Raw genomic sequence first — 19,113 nt, 5'->3', positions numbered from 1 at the left:
CCAACCCTGCCGGACGCCGGAGTTCATGCCGGCACCGCCGGTGGGTTACGCCGCTGCGCGGCTAACCCCCCCTACAAAAGCCACTTGCCGGCACTCCCGCCTAGTGGCCTGTATGGTTAGTTGGTTAACTCAAGTTCGGATGACTGAGGTTCTGAGACCAGGCGCTGCGACGAGTCATAGCAGGGCTATGGCGAGGAGCAGCAACGCAGTATCAGGGCCTCAGACGCCGAAATTGACTAATTGAACTAACCACACAGGCCACTAGGTGCGAGCCCAGCACTGCGGGCCTTCTGGCTCCCCGCCTGAGGGGAGATGAGGGCTTTTCGACTGTCCCTGGCGGCGCTACTCCGGCAGCTCCTGGCGGATCATCCACTGCCCGTCGGGCGGCAGCAGGCGGCTGCGGTCGAAGCGCGGCAGGCTCTGGCGGTCGAGCATCTCCACCGGCGGACTGACCAGGCCTGGCAGCTGCCGCTGTTCCAGGGCCCGCACCGCCAGATCGATGGCCACCCGCGCCTGCAGCACCGGCGAATCGGTGGGTGCGGCGAGAATCAGCCCGGCTTCGATGTCCGCCAGCACCGACTCGTTGGCATACAGCGCCACCAACTGCGTGCGGTAGCGCGTGCCGCTCGCGCGCAGCAACTGGGCGGCGAAGTCGGCGGCCTCGGCATTGCCCAGCAGGTAATCGAGCTGGGGCTCGCGGGCCAGCAGCTCGCGCACCAGGCGCGCCTGGGTGGCGCGGTCCGGCGCACCATAACCGCCGGCCACCAGCGTCACCCGGCTGCCTACCAGCGCCTCGGCCAAGCCGCGCTCGGCATCGCGCACCCAGCCGGCATCCTGCGGCCCCGGCAGCCAGCCGACGCGGATCGGCCGCCCCGCGCTGTGCTGCTGGATATAGCCGAGCGCGGCCTTGGCCATCGCGGCGAAATCGCCGCGCGCGTGGGCGGTCACCCCGGGACAGTCGAGTCGGTTGACCAGATCGATCACCGGCACCCCGGCCTTGTGCAGCTGGCCGATGTCGAAGCACAGGCCGCTGGTGTTGATCGCGCCGATCACATAGGCGTCGGCGGCGAGCTGGATGCAGCGGGTCAGCTGGGCCCGCTGCATGTCGGGGTACTGGTAGCCGCCGGCCTCGTAGATGCCCAGCTGCACGCCCTGGCGCCGGGCTTCCTCGGCCAGGCCCCAGGCCACGCCCCACCAGTAGCGGTCCTTGCCCTGCGGCAGCAAGGCGCAGATCCGCCACGGCTGGCTCGCCGCCGGCAACGGCTGGTAGCTGAGCGGGCGGCCATCGGCAGTCACCGCCACGGGATACCAGGGCGTCGCGTGCCCAGGCGCGGTAGTCAGGAGCAACAGCAAAAGCACGCGGAGCATGCGCATCGACGGCGCCTTGTGTGGATTGACGGGGAACAGAACCCGACACTTTCGCACGCCGGGCAGGCAGCGGCCATTAGTGGCCTGTTTGGTTAATTCGCTTAGTCAATTTCGGCGCCCGAGGCCCTGATACTGCGTTACTGCTCCTCGCCATAGCGGGCTATGACTCGTCGCAACGCCTTATCTCAGAACCTCAGTCATCCGAACTTGAGGTAACCCATTAACCGCACAGACCACTAGACCTAAAGCGGTTCGGTGGATGGTCCACCCAAGTATTGGCGTTGGCAAGCCGCGAATCTGCGGCCTAAAGTCCACACAGTTTCCGCCGCAAGGATCGCCATGCCCAGCCCACTTCCCCTCGACGCCCGCACCGGCCGCCTGCTGCCCTGGATCGTGGCGATTGCCTTTTTCATGCAGACCCTCGACGGCACCATCCTCAACACCGCATTGCCGGCGATGGCCCGCGACCTGGCCGAAGACCCGCTGCGCATGCAGTCGGTAGTGATTTCCTACATGCTCACCGTGGCGCTGCTGATTCCCGCCTCGGGCTGGATCGCCGACCGCTTCGGCACGCGGCGGATCTTCTTCGGCGCGATCCTGCTGTTCAGCCTCGGTTCGCTGCTGTGCGCGCTGTCCACCGGCCTCGCCGAACTGGTCTGCGCGCGGGTGGTGCAGGGCCTTGGCGGCGCGCTGATGATGCCGGTCGGGCGGCTGGTGGTGCTGCGCGCCTACCCGCGCACGGAGCTGGTGCGGATCATGGGCTTCGTCACCATTCCCGGCCTGCTCGGCCCGCTGATCGGCCCGACCCTCGGCGGCTGGCTGGTCGAGTACGCCAGCTGGCACTGGATCTTCCTGATCAACCTGCCGGTCGGCCTGCTCGGCTGCATCGCCGCGCTGACGCTGATGCCCGACCTGCGCGGCCCGGAGCGCAGCCGCTTCGATATCCCCGGCTTCCTGCTGTTCGGTGCCGCCATGGTGCTGATCACCATCGCCCTCGAAGGCCTAGGCGAGCTGCACCTGCCACACCTGCGCGTACTGCTCCTGCTGTTCGCCGGCCTGGCGTGCCTGGCCGCCTACTGGCTGCGCGCGGTGCGCATCGACTACCCGCTATTCGCACCGAGCCTGTTCCAGACCCGCACCTTCGCCGTGGGCATCATCGGCAACCTGTTCGCCCGCCTGGGCAGCGGCGCCCTGCCGTTCCTGGTGCCGCTGCTGCTGCAGGTGGCGCTCGGCTATTCGCCGGCGCAGGCGGGCATGAGCATGATCCCCCTGGCGCTCTCGGCGATGCTGGCCAAGTCGCTGGCGCGGCGGCTGATCGAGCGGTTCGGCTACCGCACGGTGCTGACCGGCAACACCCTGGCGCTCGGCCTGATGCTGTGCAGCCTGGCGCTGGTCGACCCGAACCACCCCTACTGGCTGCTGCTGCTCCAACTGGCCGTGCTCGGCGGCATCAACTCACTGCAGTTCACGGCGATGAACACCGTCACCCTGATCGACCTCGACGACCGCGCCGCCAGCAGCGGCAACAGCCTGCTGTCGGTGGTCGCGCAGCTGTCGCTGAGCCTCGGCGTGGCCTGTGCGGCGGCGCTGCTCGGCGGCCTCACCGCGTCGATCGGCGAGGAGGTGAGCAGCGTGCTCGGCGCCTTCCAGGCCACCTTCCTGTGCGTCGGCGTGCTGACCATGCTGGCGGCGGCGATCTTCCTTCAGCTGGCCCGCACGGACGGCCGCCGGACGCGGAGCGTCGAGGCGGTGCCGGAGGAATGACCCAGGCGTCGTAGGATGGGTTGAGCGCAGCGATACCCATCCTACGTTTTGCGCACGGGTGCCGGTCGGCGCGCGACGAGGCCCTAGGCCCTGGCCTGTTACACTGCGCGCCATTTCCGCTTCCGCCAGGCCCTCGCCGTGACCACCACCGCCTTCTCCACCCTGCCGCTGTCCGCCGCCATGCTCGCCAACCTCGAGGCCCTCGGCTACGCGCAGATGACCCCGATCCAGGCGCAGAGCCTGCCGCTGATGCTCAAGGGCCAGGACCTGATCGCCCAGGCCAAGACCGGCAGCGGCAAGACCGCCGCCTTCGGCATCGCCCTGCTCGACCCGCTGAATCCGCGCTTCTTCGGCTGCCAGGCGCTGGTACTGTGCCCGACCCGCGAGCTGGCCGACCAGGTGGCCAAGGAACTCCGCCGCCTGGCGCGCGCCGCCGACCACATCAAGGTCCTGACCCTGTGCGGCGGCGTGCCGTTCGGTCCGCAGATCGGCTCGCTGGAGCACGGCGCGCACATCATCGTCGGCACCCCGGGGCGGATTCAGGAGCACCTGCGCAAGGGCACGCTGAAGCTCGACAGCCTCAACTGCCTGGTCCTCGACGAAGCCGACCGCATGCTCGACATGGGCTTCTACGACAGCATCGCCGAGATCATCCAGCAGACCCCGAGCAAGCGGCAGACCCTGCTGTTCTCCGCCACCTACCCGGCCGGCATCGAGCAGCTGGCCAAGGCCTTCATGCGCAAACCGCAACGCGTCGAAGTCGAAGCGCTGCACAGCGACAGCCAGATCGAGCAGCGTTTCTACGAGATCGCCCCGGCCCAGCGCCTGGATGCGGTGCTGCGCCTGCTCGGGCACTTCCGCCCGCAGTCCTGCGTGGCCTTCTGCTTCACCAAGCAGCAGTGCCAGGAGCTGGTCGAGCTGCTGCAGGCCAAGGGCATAGTCGCCATGGCCCTGCACGGCGACCTCGAACAGCGCGACCGCGACCAGGTCCTGGCGATGTTCGCCAACCGCAGCCTCAGCGTGCTGGTGGCCACCGACGTCGCCGCCCGCGGCCTGGACATCGCCGCCCTCGACGCGGTGATCAACGTCGAACTGGCGCGCGATGCGGAAATCCACATCCACCGCGTCGGCCGCACCGGCCGCGCCGGCGAGAAGGGCCTGGCCCTGAGCCTGGTGGCGCCGGCCGAGGCGCAGCGCGCGCGGGCCATCGAGGAGCTGCAGGGCAAGCCGCTGAACTGGCAGGATTTCGACAGCCTGCCCGCCGGCCGCGGCGAGCCGTTGCTGCCGCCGATGGCGACCCTGTGCATCGCCGGCGGACGCAAGGACAAGGTGCGCCCCGGCGACATCCTCGGCGCCCTCACCGGCGATGCCGGCATCCCCAGCGCGCAGGTCGGCAAGATCGCCATCTTCGACTTCCAGGCCTATGTCGCGGTCGAGCGCGGCGTCGCCAAGCAGGCGCTCAAGCGCCTCAACGACGGCAAGATCAAGGGCCGCTCGCTGAAGGTGCGCGCGCTTTGAGTGCAGTTCAAACCACCGAAGTCATCATCCTCGGCGCCGGCGCCGCCGGCCTGATGTGCGCGCACCAGGCCGCCAAGCGCGGCCGCCGCGTGCTGCTGCTCGACCACGCCAACAAGGCCGGCAAGAAGATCCTCATGTCCGGCGGCGGGCGCTGCAACTTCACCAACATGTACACCGAGCCGGGCAACTTCCTCTCGCACAATCCGCACTTCTGCAAATCGGCGCTGGCGCGCTACAGCCAGTGGGACTTCGTCGAGCTGGTGGTCAAGCACGACGTGCCCTACCACGAGAAGAAACTCGGCCAGCTGTTCTGCGACCGCAAGTCCAGCGACATCCTCGAGATGCTGCTGGTCGAGTGCGCCGAGACCGGCGTCGAGCTGCGCCTGGACACCGCGATCGAGCAGATCGACAAGACCGCCAGCGGCTACCTGCTGGCCACCAGCGCCGGGCCGATGGCCTGCCAGTCGCTGGTGATCGCCACCGGCGGGCTGTCGATCCCGACGCTCGGCGCCAGCGGCTTCGGCTATCAGGTGGCGCGCCAGTTCGGCCACGCCGTGCTACCGACCCGCGCCGCGCTGGTGCCTTTCACCATCACCGAGCCGCAGTTGAAGGCCCTATGCACCGAGCTGTCCGGCACCTCGGTGGAGGATTGCCTGGTCAGCTGCAACGGCCAGAGCTTCCGCGAGAACATCCTGTTCACCCACCGCGGCCTCAGCGGCCCGGCGATCCTGCAGATTTCCTCCTACTGGCAGCCGGGCGACGCCGTCGAGATCAACCTGCTGCCGCATATCGACCTGCCCGACTGGCTGGCCGAGCAGCAGCGCGCGCGGCCCAACACCGAGCTGAAAACCTTGCTCGCCGAGCTGTTCACCAAGAAGATGGCCGGCCTGCTCGCCGAGCAGTGGTTCGACTCCAAGCCGCTCAAGCAATACAGCCCGGCGGAGCTAAATGCGATTGCCGACAAGCTCGCCGCCTGGTGCCTGGTGCCGGCCGGCACCGAGGGCTACCGCACCGCGGAAGTGACCCTCGGCGGCGTCGACACCCGCGAGGTGTCGTCGAAGACCTTCGAGTCGCTGAAAGCGCCGGGGCTGTATTTCATCGGCGAGGTGCTCGACGTCAGCGGCCACCTCGGCGGCTTCAACTTCCAGTGGGCCTGGGCCTCGGGCTATGCGGCGGCGCAGTTCGTCTAGCGGCGCTCTGCGCCTTCTGTAGATACCGTCTTGTCACTCAGTGGGCAAGGGCCAGGCGAGCATCAAAGGGTTGGCCCGACTTGAGTACGCCATAGGCGATGTGCAGCAGTTTGCGCATCGCCGCGCAGACGATCTGCTTGCCGGCTTTGCCGCGGGCTCGCAGGCGCTGTGCCAGGGCTTTGATGGCCGGATTGTGGGTCAGCGAGACGACCGCCGGCATGTACAGGCCGGTGCGCAGACGAGCCGAGCCCACGCGGGAGATGCGCACGTGGCCCTTGTGCTGGCCCGACTCCTGCAGCTTCGGGTTCAACCCGGCGAACGCGGTGATCGCCCGGGCATTCTTGAACTGTAGCGGATCGCCCAGCTCCGCCAGGAGCAAGGCGGCCGTCTGCTCGCCGATGCCATCGATGCTGACCAGCAGATCGCGCTTACCGCGCAGGCCCGGATCGTCATCGATGTGTGCCCGGATGGCCTGCAGGGTCTCGGCAATCTGCTGCTCGACATGCTCCAGCACCGAACGGATCGAATCCTGCACGCTGGCATCGGCGACATCCAGGCGATTGCGCTCCATCTGCTCGATCTCCTTGAGGTCCTGCAGACGCCGCACCAACGCGCGCAGGCGGCGTATCGCCGGTGGCTCGGGCTGCCAGGCGCGTAACTCATCCACGTGCCGCTGGCCGTAGCTGGCCATCAGCTTGGCGTCGACCTGGTCCGTCTTGACCCGCTGCAGCTGGCTCCGGGCGTAGCTGGCAAGCTGCGCGGGATTCATCACACAGACCCGGTAGCCCAGGCCGTGCAGGTGCTCGGCCAGCGCTTCGTGATAGGTGCCGGTGGCCTCCATCACAAGCCAGGCACCCGGCTCGGCGTACTGCTGCAGCCACTCCTGTAGTACCTGGAAACCGGCGGCGCTGTTGGCCAACTTGGCCTTAGTGCGGTACTTACCGTTGGTTTGCAGGGTGGCGATGTCGAAACTGTGCTTGGCGATGTCGATGCCGACGATGCTGGACATGAAGACTCCTCAGCTAATCCATTCAGGATGATCATCACTGCACCCGGCCCTACCTTGTGAATGCGAGCTCTCACCTGTCGTGGGCCCTAGATACCGTTCGGACTGTTCGAGTGAGTGTGGAGGGCTGGAGCTCTATCTACAAAGCTGGCTCAAGGCCTTAGGGTGGGTACGACTTCCAGGCCCTCCCCCGATGATCAGTCGGGGACTATCCCCCTCACGGGACGATAGTCGAGATACAAGGGTGGGTTAGCGGCGCCAGAGCAGGCGCTTGCAGGCAGCGGCAAAGCGTCCGCGCCGCGTAACCCACCAACGCTGTCGGGCTCGGCGCCGGCTGATGGGTATCGCTGCGCTCAACCCATCCTACGCATCGCTCGGCGTCAGGCCGAGGACGATGTCGAAGCGCGCCAGCTGCTCGCCGCCGTCCACCCCCGGCAGGAAATCCACCAGCAGCAACTCCCGCGCCCGCGCATCGACGACGCTGTTGAGCACGAAGTCGTCGGCGTTGCGCGGCTCGCCGCGGATATAGCACTGGGTGGTGAAGCGCGGCTGGCCGGGCAGGGTCACCGCCAGGTGGATATGCGGGGTGCGCGCCGCGTAGGCCACCGGGCGGAGGGTGCGGAAGCGGTACTCGCCGCTGCTGGCGGTCTCGAAGCGGCCGTAGCCCTGGAAGCTGGCGTCGCGGCGCTGGCGGTCGCCACTCCGGCTGTGCAGGTAGATGCCGTTGGCGTCGACCTGCCAGATCTCCACCAGCGCGTGATTCAGCGGCTCGCCGCGGGCGTCGAGGATGCGCCCGCGCAGTTGCACCAGGGTGCCCAGCGCCAGCGCCGACTGGCCGTCGACCTGCACCAGGTCGTTGTCGCGGTCCAGCGGCAACTGGTCGGGGTAGAAGGGCCCGGCGGTTTGCCGCGGGGTCAGCAGCAGTCCGGCCCAGGCGCCGGGAACGCTCAGGGCCAGGGCGGCGCAGCCGAGGCCGCCGAGCAGGTGGCGACGGCCATAGCGGATCGCGCTCATTGCAGAACTCCTCCGGGCCATTCATGGCGGAACCCGGACGCCATAGCGGGACGCAGGGACTTAGGATGGGTTGAGCGCAGCGATACCCATCGATCGGTGCCGAGCCCAACAGCGCCGGCGGGTTACGCAGCGCGGACGCTTTACCGCTGCCTGACAGCCAGTGCTCGCGCGCCGCCCACCCTACAAGAGCTACAACAGCGCCAGCAGCTCTTCCGCCGGCCGGCACGCCAGGCCGTGGGCCTCGGCGACGCCGGCGTAGGTGAGCGCGCCCCTGGCCACGTTGAGGCCGTGGCGCAGGTGTGGGTCGTCCTCCAGGGCACGGCGCACGCCCTTCTCGGCGAGGGCGATGACGAACGGCAGGGTGGCATTGTTCAGCGCCAGGGTCGATGTGCGCGCCACCCCGCCGGGCATGTTGGCCACGCAGTAGTGCACCACGCCGTCGACCTTGTAGGTCGGCTCGGCATGGGTGGTCGGCCGCGAGGTTTCGGCGCAGCCGCCCTGGTCGATGGCCACGTCGACCAGCACCGCGCCGCTCTTCATCCGTGCCACCATTTCCGCGCTGATCAGCTTGGGCGCGGCGGCGCCGGGGATCAGCACGCCGCCGATCACCAGGTCGGCGCTCAGCACCTCTTCGGTGACCGCCGTGCGGGTCGAATAGAGGGTGGCGATGCGGTTGCCGAACTGGGTATCCAGGCGGCGCAGGGCATCGACGCTCTTGTCCAGCACCGTGACTTCCGCGCCGAGGCCGACCGCCATCGCCAGCGCGTGGCTGCCGACCACCCCGCCGCCGAGAATCACCACCTTGCCCGGCGCCACCCCCGGCACGCCGCCGAGCAGCACGCCGCGCCCGCCCTGGGCGCTTTCCAGGCAATGCGCGCCGGCCTGGATCGACATGCGCCCGGCCACCTCGGACATCGGCGCCAGCAGTGGCAGACGGCCCTGGGCGTCGGTGACGGTTTCGTAGGCGATGCAGGTGGCGCCGCTGGCCAGCAAGTCGTCGGTCTGCGGCCGGTCCGGGGCCAGGTGCAGGTAGGTGAACAGGGTCTGCCCCGGACGCAGCCGGGCGCGCTCCTCGGCCAGCGGTTCCTTGACCTTGACGATCAGCTCGGCGGCGGCGAACACCGCCGCGGCATCGGCGGCGATCCGGGCACCGGCGGCCTGGTAATCGGCATCGCTGAAGCCGATGGCGGCGCCGGCCAGGCTCTGCACCCACAGTTCATGGCCGAGGGCGGTGAGTTCAGCCACCGATTGCGGGGTGAGGCCGACGCGGTATTCGTGGACTTTGATTTCCCTGGGGACACCGATACGCATGGCAGCTCTCCCGTGAACGGGTGTGACTAAAAGTCTAGGAAGCCCCGCCAGCCGGCTGCCCTGAAGATCGCCCGGTTTTCAGGGAATTTCCCTGAAAACCACGGTCGCCGTGGGTTGGCGCCGAGCCTGCGCAGCCCCACATCCAGTGCCCGGAACCGCCCTGCGGCGTGCCTGGGAACGCCTGGAGCGCTGCGCGCTCCTTGTTGGGCTTCGCTGCGCTCAGCACCAACCTACGCCTTGCCCTTCATCTCCGTCATGCCCTGCAGCAACTCGATCGGCAGCGGGAAGACGATGGTCGAGCTCTTGTCGCCGGCGATCGCACCGAGGGTCTGCATGTAGCGCAGCTGCATGGCGCCGGCCTGACGGTTGAGCATCTCGGCGGCCTGCATGAGTTTCTCCGAGGCCTGCAGCTCGCCCTCGGCGTGGATCACCTTGGCCCGCCGTTCGCGCTCGGCCTCGGCCTGCTTGGCGATGGCGCGGATCATCGACTCGTTGAGGTCGACGTGCTTGATCTCGACATTCGACACCTTGATGCCCCAGGCGTCGGTCTGCGCGTCGAGCACCTGCTGGATGTCGGCGTTCAAGCGTTCGCGCTCGGCGAGCAGCTCGTCCAGTTCGTGCTTGCCGAGCACCGCGCGCAGGGTGGTCTGCGCCAGTTGGCTGGTGGCCATCAGGAAGTCCTCGACCTGGATGATCGCCCGCTGCGCGTCGAGCACGCGGAAGTAGATCACCGCGTTGACCTTGACCGACACGTTGTCGCGGGTGATCACGTCCTGCGGCGGCACATCGAGGACCACGGTGCGCAGGTCGACGCGCACCATCTGCTGGATCACCGGAATGATGATCACCAGCCCCGGGCCCTTGACCTTCCAGAAGCGCCCGAGCTGGAACACCACGCCGCGCTCGTACTCGCGCAACACGCGAAAGGCCGAAACCAGCAACACCACCAGGATGACCAGCAGCGGTGCGAACGTCAGGGTGAAACTCATGGTTAGTCTCCTTCACGCGACGATTCGTCCGCCGCCTCGACATCCAAGCGCAGGCCCTCGCGGGCGACTACGCGTACTTGTTGCCCGGGCCGCAGCGGCGCCCGGCTGACCACTTGCCACTGTTCGCCCTGCAGCTGCACCCAGCCGCCCAGCGGGTTGCCGGCCTGCACCGCCGCCACCGCCGCCAGGCTGCCGACCAGCCCGGCGTCACCGCTGACCACGTCGCGCCGGCGCGCCTTCATGGCCATGCCGAGGATGCCGAAGATCAGCAAGGCGCTGACCAGCGCCAGGCCGACGATCACCACCAGCGGAATGCCGAAGCCCGGCACTTCGGTATCGATCAGGATCACCGCGCCGACCACGAAGGCCGCCACCCCGCCGATGCCGATCACGCCGAAGCTGGGCATGAACGCCTCCGCCGCCATCAGCGCCATCCCGAGCAGGATCAGGGCGATGCCAGCGTAGTTCACCGGCAGCAATTGCAGGGCGTAGAGGGCGAGGATCAGGCAGATGCCGCCAACCACCCCGCCGACCGCCGAACCGGGGTTGGAGAACTCGAACAGCAGGCCGTACACGCCAATCATCATCAGGATCAGCGCCACGCTGGGGTTGGTGATCACCGCCAGCAGCTGCGTGCGCCAGTCCGGGGCGTGCTCGACCACCGTGGCACCGGCGGTCTGCAGCTTGACCTCGGCGGCGGCGGCGGTCTTCAGGGTCTTGCCGTCCAGCTGTTTGAGCAGGTCGGGCAAGTCGCTGGCCACGTAGTCGATCACCTTCTGCTGCAACGCCTCCTCGGCGGACAGACTGACCGCCTCGCGCACCGCCTGCTCGGCCCACTGCGCGTTGCGCCCGCGCAGCTGGGCAAGGCCGCGGATGTAGGCGGCGGCATCGTTGACCTGTTTCTTGGTCAGCGCATCGTCCGCCGGCGGCTCTTTCGCCTCCTTCTCCCCAGGCTTGGCCGGCTTGTCCGGCGGTGTGCCGGGCATGCCGCCGATCTGCACCGGGGTGGCGGCGCCGAGGTTGGTGCCTGGAGTCATCGCCGCCACATGGCTGGCATAGAGGATGTAGGTGCCGGCGCTGGCGGCCCGCGCGCCGCCAGGATTGACGTAGGTGGCCACCGGCACCGGGCTGGCGAGGATCGCCTTGATGATCGAGCGCATCGAGGTGTCCAGGCCGCCGGGGGTGTCCATGCGGATCACCACCAGCTGCGCCTTCTCCTCCTCCGCCCGCGCCATGCCGCGGACCAGGTAGTCGGCGCTGGCCGGACCGATCGCGCCGTCCACCGTCAGCACCGTCACCGGCGCGCCGGCCGACCACGCCATGCCCGGCAGGCCGCAGAGGGCCAGCAACAGAAGCGCACCCCACAGCGGATGCTTGTTCATGAACCCTCCTGACCGAGCCAATTGGGCCACCAGGGAACTTCCGGCCTCCCTGCCGCGGTGGTTGATACCTCAAGGATAGTCGACTGGTTTTGCGCCCCCGGACCGGAGCAGGCGAACGGCTTGGCAGCCCGCGGTTGGATAGGTTTCGAAGGGTTTCAGGCGTAGGGCCGAGCGGGCGCCCGGTGGGGTCTGTAGGATGGGTTGAGCGTGGCGATACCCATGGCGGCACCGCCCGAACCAGCGCTCCTTGGGTATCGCATTGCTCAACCCAACCTACAGAAGCACGCCAGGCCAGGACTTCACCCCGCCCGCGCCGTGAACAGGCCTATGGCAGATGATCGGCGCTGAAGTCGGCTTCCGAACGCGCCTCCAGCTTGCCCTGGCGGCAAGCCTGCTGGAAGCGCTCGAAATCGCGCTCGTTCTGCTCGGCATAGGCTCGCGCATACGCCAGCAGGGCCTCGGCGAGGCTGTCGCTCTTGCCGATGTAGCCACTGATCTCCGCCGCCTGGCCCGAGGCCTTGGCGTGGGCACGGGCCAGGGCGCGGCCGCAGACCCGCCCGTAGGCGGCGAAGGTGGCGCCGTCGAAGGTTTCCAGTTCGGCGGAGACCTTCATGTCGCGCAGCTGGCGCACGTAGAAATGCCGGCCGAAGGGGCCGGTGGTCCAGCCGAGGAACAGGTCGCTGGCCGACTGCATCAGGCGCTGGCCTTCGACCACCCGCTGGCCCTGGTCCGGGCGGCCTTGCCGTGCTTGCGGCGGTCCTTCAGCGTGGTCATGAGCATCTCCCTGTTGGCGATGATTTCCCGAGCCTAGAAGGCGCCGGTCGGCGTGTAAGGGGCGTAGCCCGGAGGCAATCCGCAATCCATGCGCTGGACGCGGGGGCGCTCCCTCACCCTCTCCCGGTGGGAGAGGGCACTGCACGGAGTGGATTGCCCACTCGGCGTCCGGCCTCGACAGCGGACAAGCACCCTCTCTCCTTGGGAGAGGGCTGGGGTGAGGGGCCGAGGCCGGTGCCATACAAACCGTCTATCGCACACTTTTTGCTAGAACAAACTGAACCGGGTGCGCGCCAACGGCGATAATCGCGCCCTTCCACTCTTCGCCAAGGCAGGCCGATCCAGCCATGCGTTCCAGCACTCTGCGTCAGTCCCTGCGCCGCCTGTGGGCGCAGGACAAGTTCAGCTACAGCCTGCGGGTGTTCGTCGCCCTGGCCGGGGCCATGGCCCTCGGCTGGTGGCAGGGCGAACCGGCGCTGGTGATCCCGCTGTTTCTCGGCATCGTCGCCAGCGCCCTGGCGGAGACCGACGACAGCTGGCTCGGCCGCCTCAACGCGCTGCTGGTGACCCTGCTGTGCTTCGCCGTCGCCACCTTCGCCGTCGAGCTGCTGTTCCCCTACCCCGGGCTGTTCGTCGCCGGCATGGCCCTGGCCGCCTTCGCCCTGGTGATGCTCGGCGCCCTCGGCGAGCGTTACGCGGCGATCGCCTCGGCGACCCTGATCCTGTCGATCTACAGCATGATCGGCGTCGATCAGCGTGACGGCGTGCTCGACAACCTCTGGCGCGAACCGCTGCTGCTGGTCGGCGGCGCGGCCTGGTACGGCCTGCTGTCGGTGCTGTGGAACGCGCTGTTCGCCCACCAGCCGGTGCAGCACAGCCTGGCCCGGGTGTACCGCGAGCTGGGCCTGTACCTGCGCCTCAAGGCGGCGCTGCTGGAACCGCTGCGCGGCCTGGATATCGAGGCGCGGCGCCTGGAGCTGGCGCGGCAGAACGGCAAGCTGGTGGCGGCGCTGAACGCCGCCAAGGAAATCCTCCTGCACCGGGTCGGCAACGCGCGGCCGGGGCCGCAGGTGAACCGCTACCTGAAGCTGTACTTCCTCGCCCAGGACATCCACGAACGCGCCAGTTCCTCGCACTCGCCCTATCACGCCCTGGCCGAGACGTTCTTCCACAGCGACGTGCTGTACCGCTGCCAGCGCCTGCTGAGCCTGCAGGCGCGCGCCTGCCGCGATCTGGGCGAAGCGATCCAGTTGCGCCAGCCGTTCGACTACGGCGCCGACAGCGCGCAGGCGATGAGCGACCTGCAGGCCTCGCTCGAGCACCTGCGCGCGCAGAACAATCCGGCCTGGCGCGACCTGCTGCGTGCGCTGCGTGCGCTGACCGGCAACCTCGCCACCCTCGAGCGGCAGCTGGCCGGTGCCGACAACCCCGACGCGCTGGCCGACGAGCAGGACGCCAGCCTGCTCGACCGTTCGCCGCGCAGCCTGGGCGACGCCGTCGAGCGCATCCGCCTGCAACTGACGCCGACCTCGCTGCTGTTCCGCCACGCCCTGCGCATGGCCATCGCCCTGGCCGCCGGCTACGGCGTGCTGCACTGGCTGCACGCCGAGCAAGGCTACTGGATCCTGCTGACCACGGTGTTCGTCTGCCAGCCCAACTACGGCGCCACGCGGCGCAAGCTGGTGCAGCGCATCGCTGGCACCGGGCTCGGCCTGGTCGCCGCCTGGGCGCTGTTCGACCTGTTTCCCAACCCGCTGCTGCAATCGCTGTTCGCGGTGGTCGCCGGGGTGGTGTTCTTCGCCACCCGCGCCAGCCGCTACACCCTGGCGACGGCGGCGATCACCCTGATGGTGCTGTTCTGCTTCAACCAGGTCGGCGACAGTTACGGCCTGCTCCTGCCGCGCCTGGTCGACACCTTGCTCGGCAGCCTGATCGCCGCGCTGGCAGTGTTCCTCATCCTGCCCGACTGGCAGGGCCGGCGGCTCAACGCGGTGCTCGCCAATACCCTCAGCTGCAACGCCCGCTACCTGCGGCAGATCATGCAGCAGTACGAAACCGGCAAACGCGACGACCTGGCCTACCGCCTAGCCCGGCGCAATGCGCACAACGCCGACGCGGCGCTGTCGACCACCCTCGGCAACATGCTGCTGGAGCCCGGCCACTTCCGCAAAGACGCGGAAACCGGCTTCCGTTTCCTGGTGCTGTCGCACACCCTGCTCAGCTACCTGTCGGCCCTCGGCGCGCACCGCGAAAGCCTGCCCGCGGACGCCAGCGACGCCCTGCAGGGCAGCGCCAGCGCCCGCCTGGCGGCGACCCTCGACGAACTGGCGCAGAGCCTGACCAGCGGCCAGCCGGTGGCGCTGCAGAGCGACGAGGAAGAAGCGCTGGCCAAGCAACTGGAGCAGCTGCCCGACGAACTCGACGACGGCCACCGCCTGGTGCAGACCGAACTGGCGCTGATCTGCCGCCAGCTGGCGCCACTGCGCAGCCTGGTGGCGCATGTGCAGAAGTCGCGCTGAGCGCTGAGGCTCGCGGCTCCCCACGCTCCGGCGTGGGCACGATCAACAAGGCTGGGCTCAGGACCGTAGGTTGGGTTGAGCGCAGCGATACCCAACAAATGGCTGATGGGTATCGCCTAGCTCAACCCATCCTACCCGAGCTGACCGAGAGCGACGCCGCGTCACAAAAAAGCCCCGCACTAGGCGGGGCTTTTTCGTTCACGGCTCAGGCGCTCAATACGCCGCGTCGCCCACTGCGGCTTCGCGACGGACCTTGGTCCCCAGCTTGAGGGTGCGGTACAGCGCGACCAGCACGACGAGGAACGCCGGACCGACGTACAGGGCGATGCGGGTGTCCTCGAAGAACGCCATCAGGCCGACCACCAGGGCGAGGAACGCCAGCGCCAGGTAGTTGCTCAGCGGCGACAGCCACATCTTGTACTGCAGCTTGCCGGTTTCCGCGGCGCTCAAGGTGCGGCGGAACTTGAGCTGGGCGAGCAGGATCATCGCCCAGGTCCAGATCGCGCCGAAGGTGGCGATCGAGGTGACCCAGACGAACACCTTCTCCGGTGCCAGGTAGTTCAGCACCACGCCGAGCAGCAGGGCGAAGATCGACAGCAGCAGCGCGTTGCGCGGCACGCCGTTCTTCGAGGTCTTGGCGAAGGCCTTGGGCGCCTGACCGTCCTGGGCCAGGCTGTAGAGCATGCGCCCGGTGCTGAAGATGCCGCCGTTGCAGGAACTCAGCGCGGCGGTGATCACCACGAAGTTGATGATGCCGGCGGCGGTCTTGATGCCGAGGCGCTCGAAGGTCATCACGAACGGGCTGCCCTGGGTGCCGATCTCGTTCCAGGGATAGATCGACATGATCACGAACAGCGCGCCGACGTAGAACAGCAGGATGCGCCAGAACACCGAGTTGATCGCGCCGGGCAGGCTCTTCTGCGGGTTCTTCGCCTCGCCGGCGGTGAGGCCGATCATTTCCACGCCGAGGTAGGCGAACATCACCATCTGCAGCGACATCAGCACGCCCTGGATGCCGTTGGGCATGAAGCCGCCGTGAGCCCAGAGGTTGCTGATGCCGGTGGCGATGCCGTCATTGCCGAAGCCGAAGACGATCATGCCGGCGCCGGCCAGGACCATGGCGATGATGGTGACGATCTTGATCAGGGCGAACCAGAACTCGAACTCGCCGAACGCCTTGACCGTGGCCAGGTTGATCGCGCCCATGCTGCCGAGCGCGGCCAGCGCCCAGATCCAGCGCGGGATCTCGGGGAACCAGATCTGCATGTAGATGGCCACCGCGGTGATTTCCGCGACGCAGGTCACCAGCCACAGGAACCAGTAGTTCCAGCCGGTGAGGAAGCCCGCCAGCGGGCCGAGGTATTCTTTCGCGTAGTGGCTGAAGGAACCGGCCACCGGGTTGTGCACGGCCATCTCGCCGAGGGCGCGCATGATCACCAGGATCGCCAGGCCGCCGATGAGGTAGGAGAGCATGATCGCCGGGCCGGCCATCTGGATGGCCTTGGCGGAACCGAGGAACAGACCGACGCCGATGCAGGCGCCGAGGGCCATGAGACGAATGTGCCGTTCGCCCAGCCCACGCTGGAGTTCATCTTTTTGGGACATCGTTGAACCTTTTATTGTTGTAAAGGTTGAAACCGGTCCGGGGGGTAACCCGTTCGGCGTTGCGCTGTCGGCTGCTGATCGAGCGGCGTCGAGCCGGTGCTGCGTTCAGGGAGAACCGCACGGTCTCCTGAGTGGCCGGGCGTTTTAAAGAGCGGCGGATGATCGCGCAACCAGGGACGCGACAACTTCGGTCAAAACAGGAAAAGATGCCGCCGCGGCATGGTCTGGCGAGAAATAATCTCTTAGAAAGGCAACCGCGCAGGTCAAGATCGATTGGGACGCCCGTTCATTCAGAGTCAGCCCGTCACCCCGCTCGTCCGCGTGACGGTTACAATCGCGACTTCCCCGCTGAACTGCCGACCATGCGCAAAACCCAGCTGCTCGACCTCATCATCGCCACCCTGCAGGCCGACCTCGCCATGGCCCAGCGCGCCGCACAGACCGCCCACGAGACGGCGACCCACGAAGAGAACGTCGCCGAGAACAAGTACGACACCCTCGGCCTGGAAGCCGCCTATCTGGCCGCCGGGCAGTCGCGGCGGGTGGCGGAGATCGGCCAGGCGCTGAACACCTACCGCCACCTGCAGCTGCGTCCGTTCGATGCCGACGCGGGCATCCAGCTCGGCGCCTGGGTGGTGCTGGGCGATGCACAGGGTGGTGAACAGCAGTTCTTCCTCGGCCCGGACGGCGCCGGCCTGAAGGTGCGCATGGGAGACGTCGAGGTGCTGGTGATCAGCCCGCGCGCGCCGCTCGGGCACAGCCTATTGGGCAAGGCCGAAGGTGATGAAGTGAGCCTGGGTAGCGGCCGGCAGGCGCGCACGCTGGAGATACTGCGGGTCAAGTGACGGGCGGCAACGGGTTGGCCAGGATGCGAACCCACGGGCCAGGTCGCCCCCCGCCGACGCGGGAGGCCAGCCGCTTCAATGCGCCGCGGGGGTCACCCCCATGGCCTGCGGCAGCACCACCGCGCCCACCGCGCCCCAGTGCCGGCCGCGCAGGGTCAGCGGCAGAAAGGTGGCCAGCGCCACCATGCCATTGGGCAGGGTGATCGAGCCCAGCCCCAGACGCCGGCAGTTGGCGATGTTGTCCAGGTCGTGCTTGTCGGTGACCGAGAACAGCATGAAGCGGCTCTTCTGCGCATCGACCTGCGGGTTGCCGGTCGGCGCCTGGGAAACCTCGGTGCGGTTCACCGCCACATAGCCGCGGGAGTTGATCGGGATGAGCGAGACCATCCCAGGTATGCGTCCGGCCTCGTCGACCAGCTCCTGCAGCGCCTCGCGCAGCGGCCGCGCCCAGCTGACCTCGTGCTTCGCCGGGAAGCTGTTGGGGATCGCCTTGTAGTTGCCGTCGAACAGGTCGACGCCCTGGTCGAGCAGGCGCTCCATGCTCGCCCGGATGCGCGCGGCATAGTCGCGCAGCTGATCGCAGGTGGCTTCCAGCTGGCCGTGGCCGAGGCGGAAGCTGCCGAGCAGCTGCGAGGCGTGGTTGGAGTCGACGCGCAGCACGTCGGCCTGGCTGAACGACTGCCGCATGCTCTCGCTGATCTTCAGGCCCAGCTCGCGGATGCCGATGCTGTGCTGATGACTCTCGCGGTTGGTCACCGACAGCTCCTCCAGGGCGCTGCTGACCATCAGCAGGTCGTCGTTGGCGCTCTCGAAATCGCGGACCATGTGCTCGAACTGCGCGGCGGCGGCCTTGACCGACACGCCGGCCTGGGCCGAGCGCTCGATCATGCTCGCGCTGCTTTCGCCGGCGCCGCTGACCGCCTCGCTCATCTGCTGCAGAAGGCCCTGGATCTGGTCGGCGGCGGCGCCGACCTTGGACGCCAGGTTGCGCACCTCGTCGGCGACCACTGCGAAGCCGCGCCCCTGTTCGCCGGCGCGCGCCGCCTCGATGGCCGCGTTGAGCGCCAGCATGTTGGTCTGCGCGGCGAAATCCAGCACCGTGCCGAGGATGCCGCGGATGCTCGCCGAGCTGTTCTGCAGCTGGCCGACCTCGTCCTTGAACGCCTCCATGGTCTCGCTGATCCCGGCAATCTGACGGCTGACCTCGGCCATTTCCTGCTGCGAGCTGCGCGCCACCTCGAGGTTGCGCTCGTTCACCTGGGCGATGCTGGTGGTGCGCAACGAGACTTCCTGCACGGCGGTGGCCGACTGCTCGCTGGAATGGAACACCAGCTCGGAGAACTCCTCCTGGCGCCCGGCATTGGCCGCCGCCTGCTCGGCCATCAAGCGCCCTTGGGCCGAGGCCAGGCTGATGCTCAGGCTGCGCTGCTGGACTTCCCCGACCATCTGCCGCAGCCGCGCGAGCAGGCGGTTGTAGTGCTCGGCGACCTCGGCGCAGGGGCTGCCGGGCGCCACCTGCAGGTCATGGGAAAGGTCGAGGCGCTCGCCGTTGGCGGCCGCCAATGAGTGCACCAACTGCTGGAGGTCGGCATTCGGCCGGCGCACCCACAGAGCCAACGCCACCCCGACCACCCCGAGCAGCGCGGCGAGGAGGCGCAGCGGACCCTCGGCGACGAACAGCAGCAGGCCGGCACCGAGCAGTTGGCAGACCAGCAGGGCCAGGCTCAGGGCACTGGCCGACAGGTGCCCGCCGAGCCGGACTGGGCGGGCAGCATGGACGGGCGCGAACGCCGGAAGAGACTCATAGGCAGACATGGAACACCCCGGT

The 19,113-nt window shown here is 68.2% G+C and carries 13 protein-coding genes and 1 pseudogene; 5 read left to right on the top strand and 9 right to left on the bottom strand.

Features of this window, described 5'->3' with window-relative positions; all coding sequences use genetic code 11:
- Positions 1–342: 342 nt before the first annotated feature.
- The gene (torT, locus tag D3880_RS01745; RefSeq protein ID WP_119891817.1) at positions 343–1,374 is read right to left on the bottom strand and encodes a TMAO reductase system periplasmic protein TorT; all 1,032 of its coding nucleotides are present in this window, start codon (positions 1,372–1,374) and stop codon (positions 343–345) included.
- Between the two features lie 333 nt (positions 1,375–1,707).
- On the opposite strand from torT, the gene mdtD reads away from it, so the two are divergent.
- The 3 genes from mdtD to D3880_RS01730 all read left to right on the top strand — a co-directional run bounded on the left by mdtD (position 1,708) and on the right by D3880_RS01730 (position 5,840).
- The gene (mdtD, locus tag D3880_RS01740; RefSeq protein ID WP_119891816.1) at positions 1,708–3,132 is read left to right on the top strand and encodes a multidrug transporter subunit MdtD; all 1,425 of its coding nucleotides are present in this window, start codon (positions 1,708–1,710) and stop codon (positions 3,130–3,132) included.
- A 138-nt stretch (positions 3,133–3,270) separates the two neighbouring features.
- On the top strand, positions 3,271–4,650 hold the full coding sequence (gene dbpA, locus D3880_RS01735; RefSeq protein WP_119891815.1) for an ATP-dependent RNA helicase DbpA: 1,380 nt from the start codon (positions 3,271–3,273) through the stop codon (positions 4,648–4,650).
- Between the two features lie 53 nt (positions 4,651–4,703).
- Complete coding sequence (locus tag D3880_RS01730) at positions 4,704–5,840, top strand: BaiN/RdsA family NAD(P)/FAD-dependent oxidoreductase (RefSeq protein WP_119895648.1); 1,137 nt, start codon at positions 4,704–4,706, stop codon at positions 5,838–5,840.
- A gap of 37 nt (positions 5,841–5,877) precedes the next feature.
- Here the strand turns inward: D3880_RS01730 and D3880_RS01725 are convergent, their stop codons facing one another.
- The 6 genes and pseudogenes from D3880_RS01725 to D3880_RS01700 form a co-directional block, all read right to left on the bottom strand.
- Positions 5,878–6,849 (bottom strand): IS110 family RNA-guided transposase, encoded by a 972-nt coding sequence (locus tag D3880_RS01725; protein WP_119891558.1) that lies wholly within the window; start codon positions 6,847–6,849, stop codon positions 5,878–5,880.
- Positions 6,850–7,209: 360 nt separating this feature from the next.
- Positions 7,210–7,860: a dioxygenase family protein gene (locus tag D3880_RS01720; protein ID WP_119891814.1), complete on the bottom strand. Its 651-nt coding sequence runs from the start codon at positions 7,858–7,860 to the stop codon at positions 7,210–7,212.
- Positions 7,861–8,049: 189 nt separating this feature from the next.
- Positions 8,050–9,171: an alanine dehydrogenase gene (ald, locus tag D3880_RS01715; RefSeq protein WP_119891813.1), complete on the bottom strand. Its 1,122-nt coding sequence runs from the start codon at positions 9,169–9,171 to the stop codon at positions 8,050–8,052.
- Between the two features lie 230 nt (positions 9,172–9,401).
- The gene (locus D3880_RS01710) at positions 9,402–10,160 is read right to left on the bottom strand and encodes a slipin family protein (RefSeq protein ID WP_119891812.1); all 759 of its coding nucleotides are present in this window, start codon (positions 10,158–10,160) and stop codon (positions 9,402–9,404) included.
- A gap of 2 nt (positions 10,161–10,162) precedes the next feature.
- Positions 10,163–11,542, bottom strand: a complete 1,380-nt coding sequence (locus tag D3880_RS01705; protein ID WP_119891811.1) for an NfeD family protein — start codon at positions 11,540–11,542, stop codon at positions 10,163–10,165.
- A gap of 325 nt (positions 11,543–11,867) precedes the next feature.
- Positions 11,868–12,269 (bottom strand): annotated as a pseudogene (locus tag D3880_RS01700) (DUF2252 family protein); the annotation flags it as partial.
- Between the two features lie 394 nt (positions 12,270–12,663).
- Between D3880_RS01700 and yccS the strand changes: the two are divergent.
- Positions 12,664–14,835 (top strand): YccS family putative transporter, encoded by a 2,172-nt coding sequence (yccS, locus tag D3880_RS01695; RefSeq protein ID WP_119891810.1) that lies wholly within the window; start codon positions 12,664–12,666, stop codon positions 14,833–14,835.
- 213 nt (positions 14,836–15,048) lie between these two features.
- Here the strand turns inward: yccS and D3880_RS01690 are convergent, their stop codons facing one another.
- Positions 15,049–16,440: an amino acid permease gene (locus tag D3880_RS01690; protein ID WP_119891809.1), complete on the bottom strand. Its 1,392-nt coding sequence runs from the start codon at positions 16,438–16,440 to the stop codon at positions 15,049–15,051.
- Between the two features lie 362 nt (positions 16,441–16,802).
- Here D3880_RS01690 and D3880_RS01685 point away from each other — a divergent pair, with 362 nt between their 5' ends.
- The gene (locus D3880_RS01685) at positions 16,803–17,285 is read left to right on the top strand and encodes a GreA/GreB family elongation factor (protein ID WP_119891808.1); all 483 of its coding nucleotides are present in this window, start codon (positions 16,803–16,805) and stop codon (positions 17,283–17,285) included.
- A gap of 75 nt (positions 17,286–17,360) precedes the next feature.
- On the opposite strand, the gene D3880_RS23285 is transcribed toward D3880_RS01685, so the two are convergent.
- Complete coding sequence (locus D3880_RS23285) at positions 17,361–18,455, bottom strand: methyl-accepting chemotaxis protein (RefSeq protein ID WP_420800856.1); 1,095 nt, start codon at positions 18,453–18,455, stop codon at positions 17,361–17,363.
- Positions 18,456–19,113 lie beyond the last annotated feature (658 nt).

This window comes from Pseudomonas cavernae, assembly GCF_003595175.1.
Classification (GTDB): domain Bacteria; phylum Pseudomonadota; class Gammaproteobacteria; order Pseudomonadales; family Pseudomonadaceae; genus Aquipseudomonas; species Aquipseudomonas cavernae.
The sequence above is the reverse complement of the archived record's forward strand: the minus strand, read 5'-3'. Positions and strand labels throughout refer to the sequence as shown.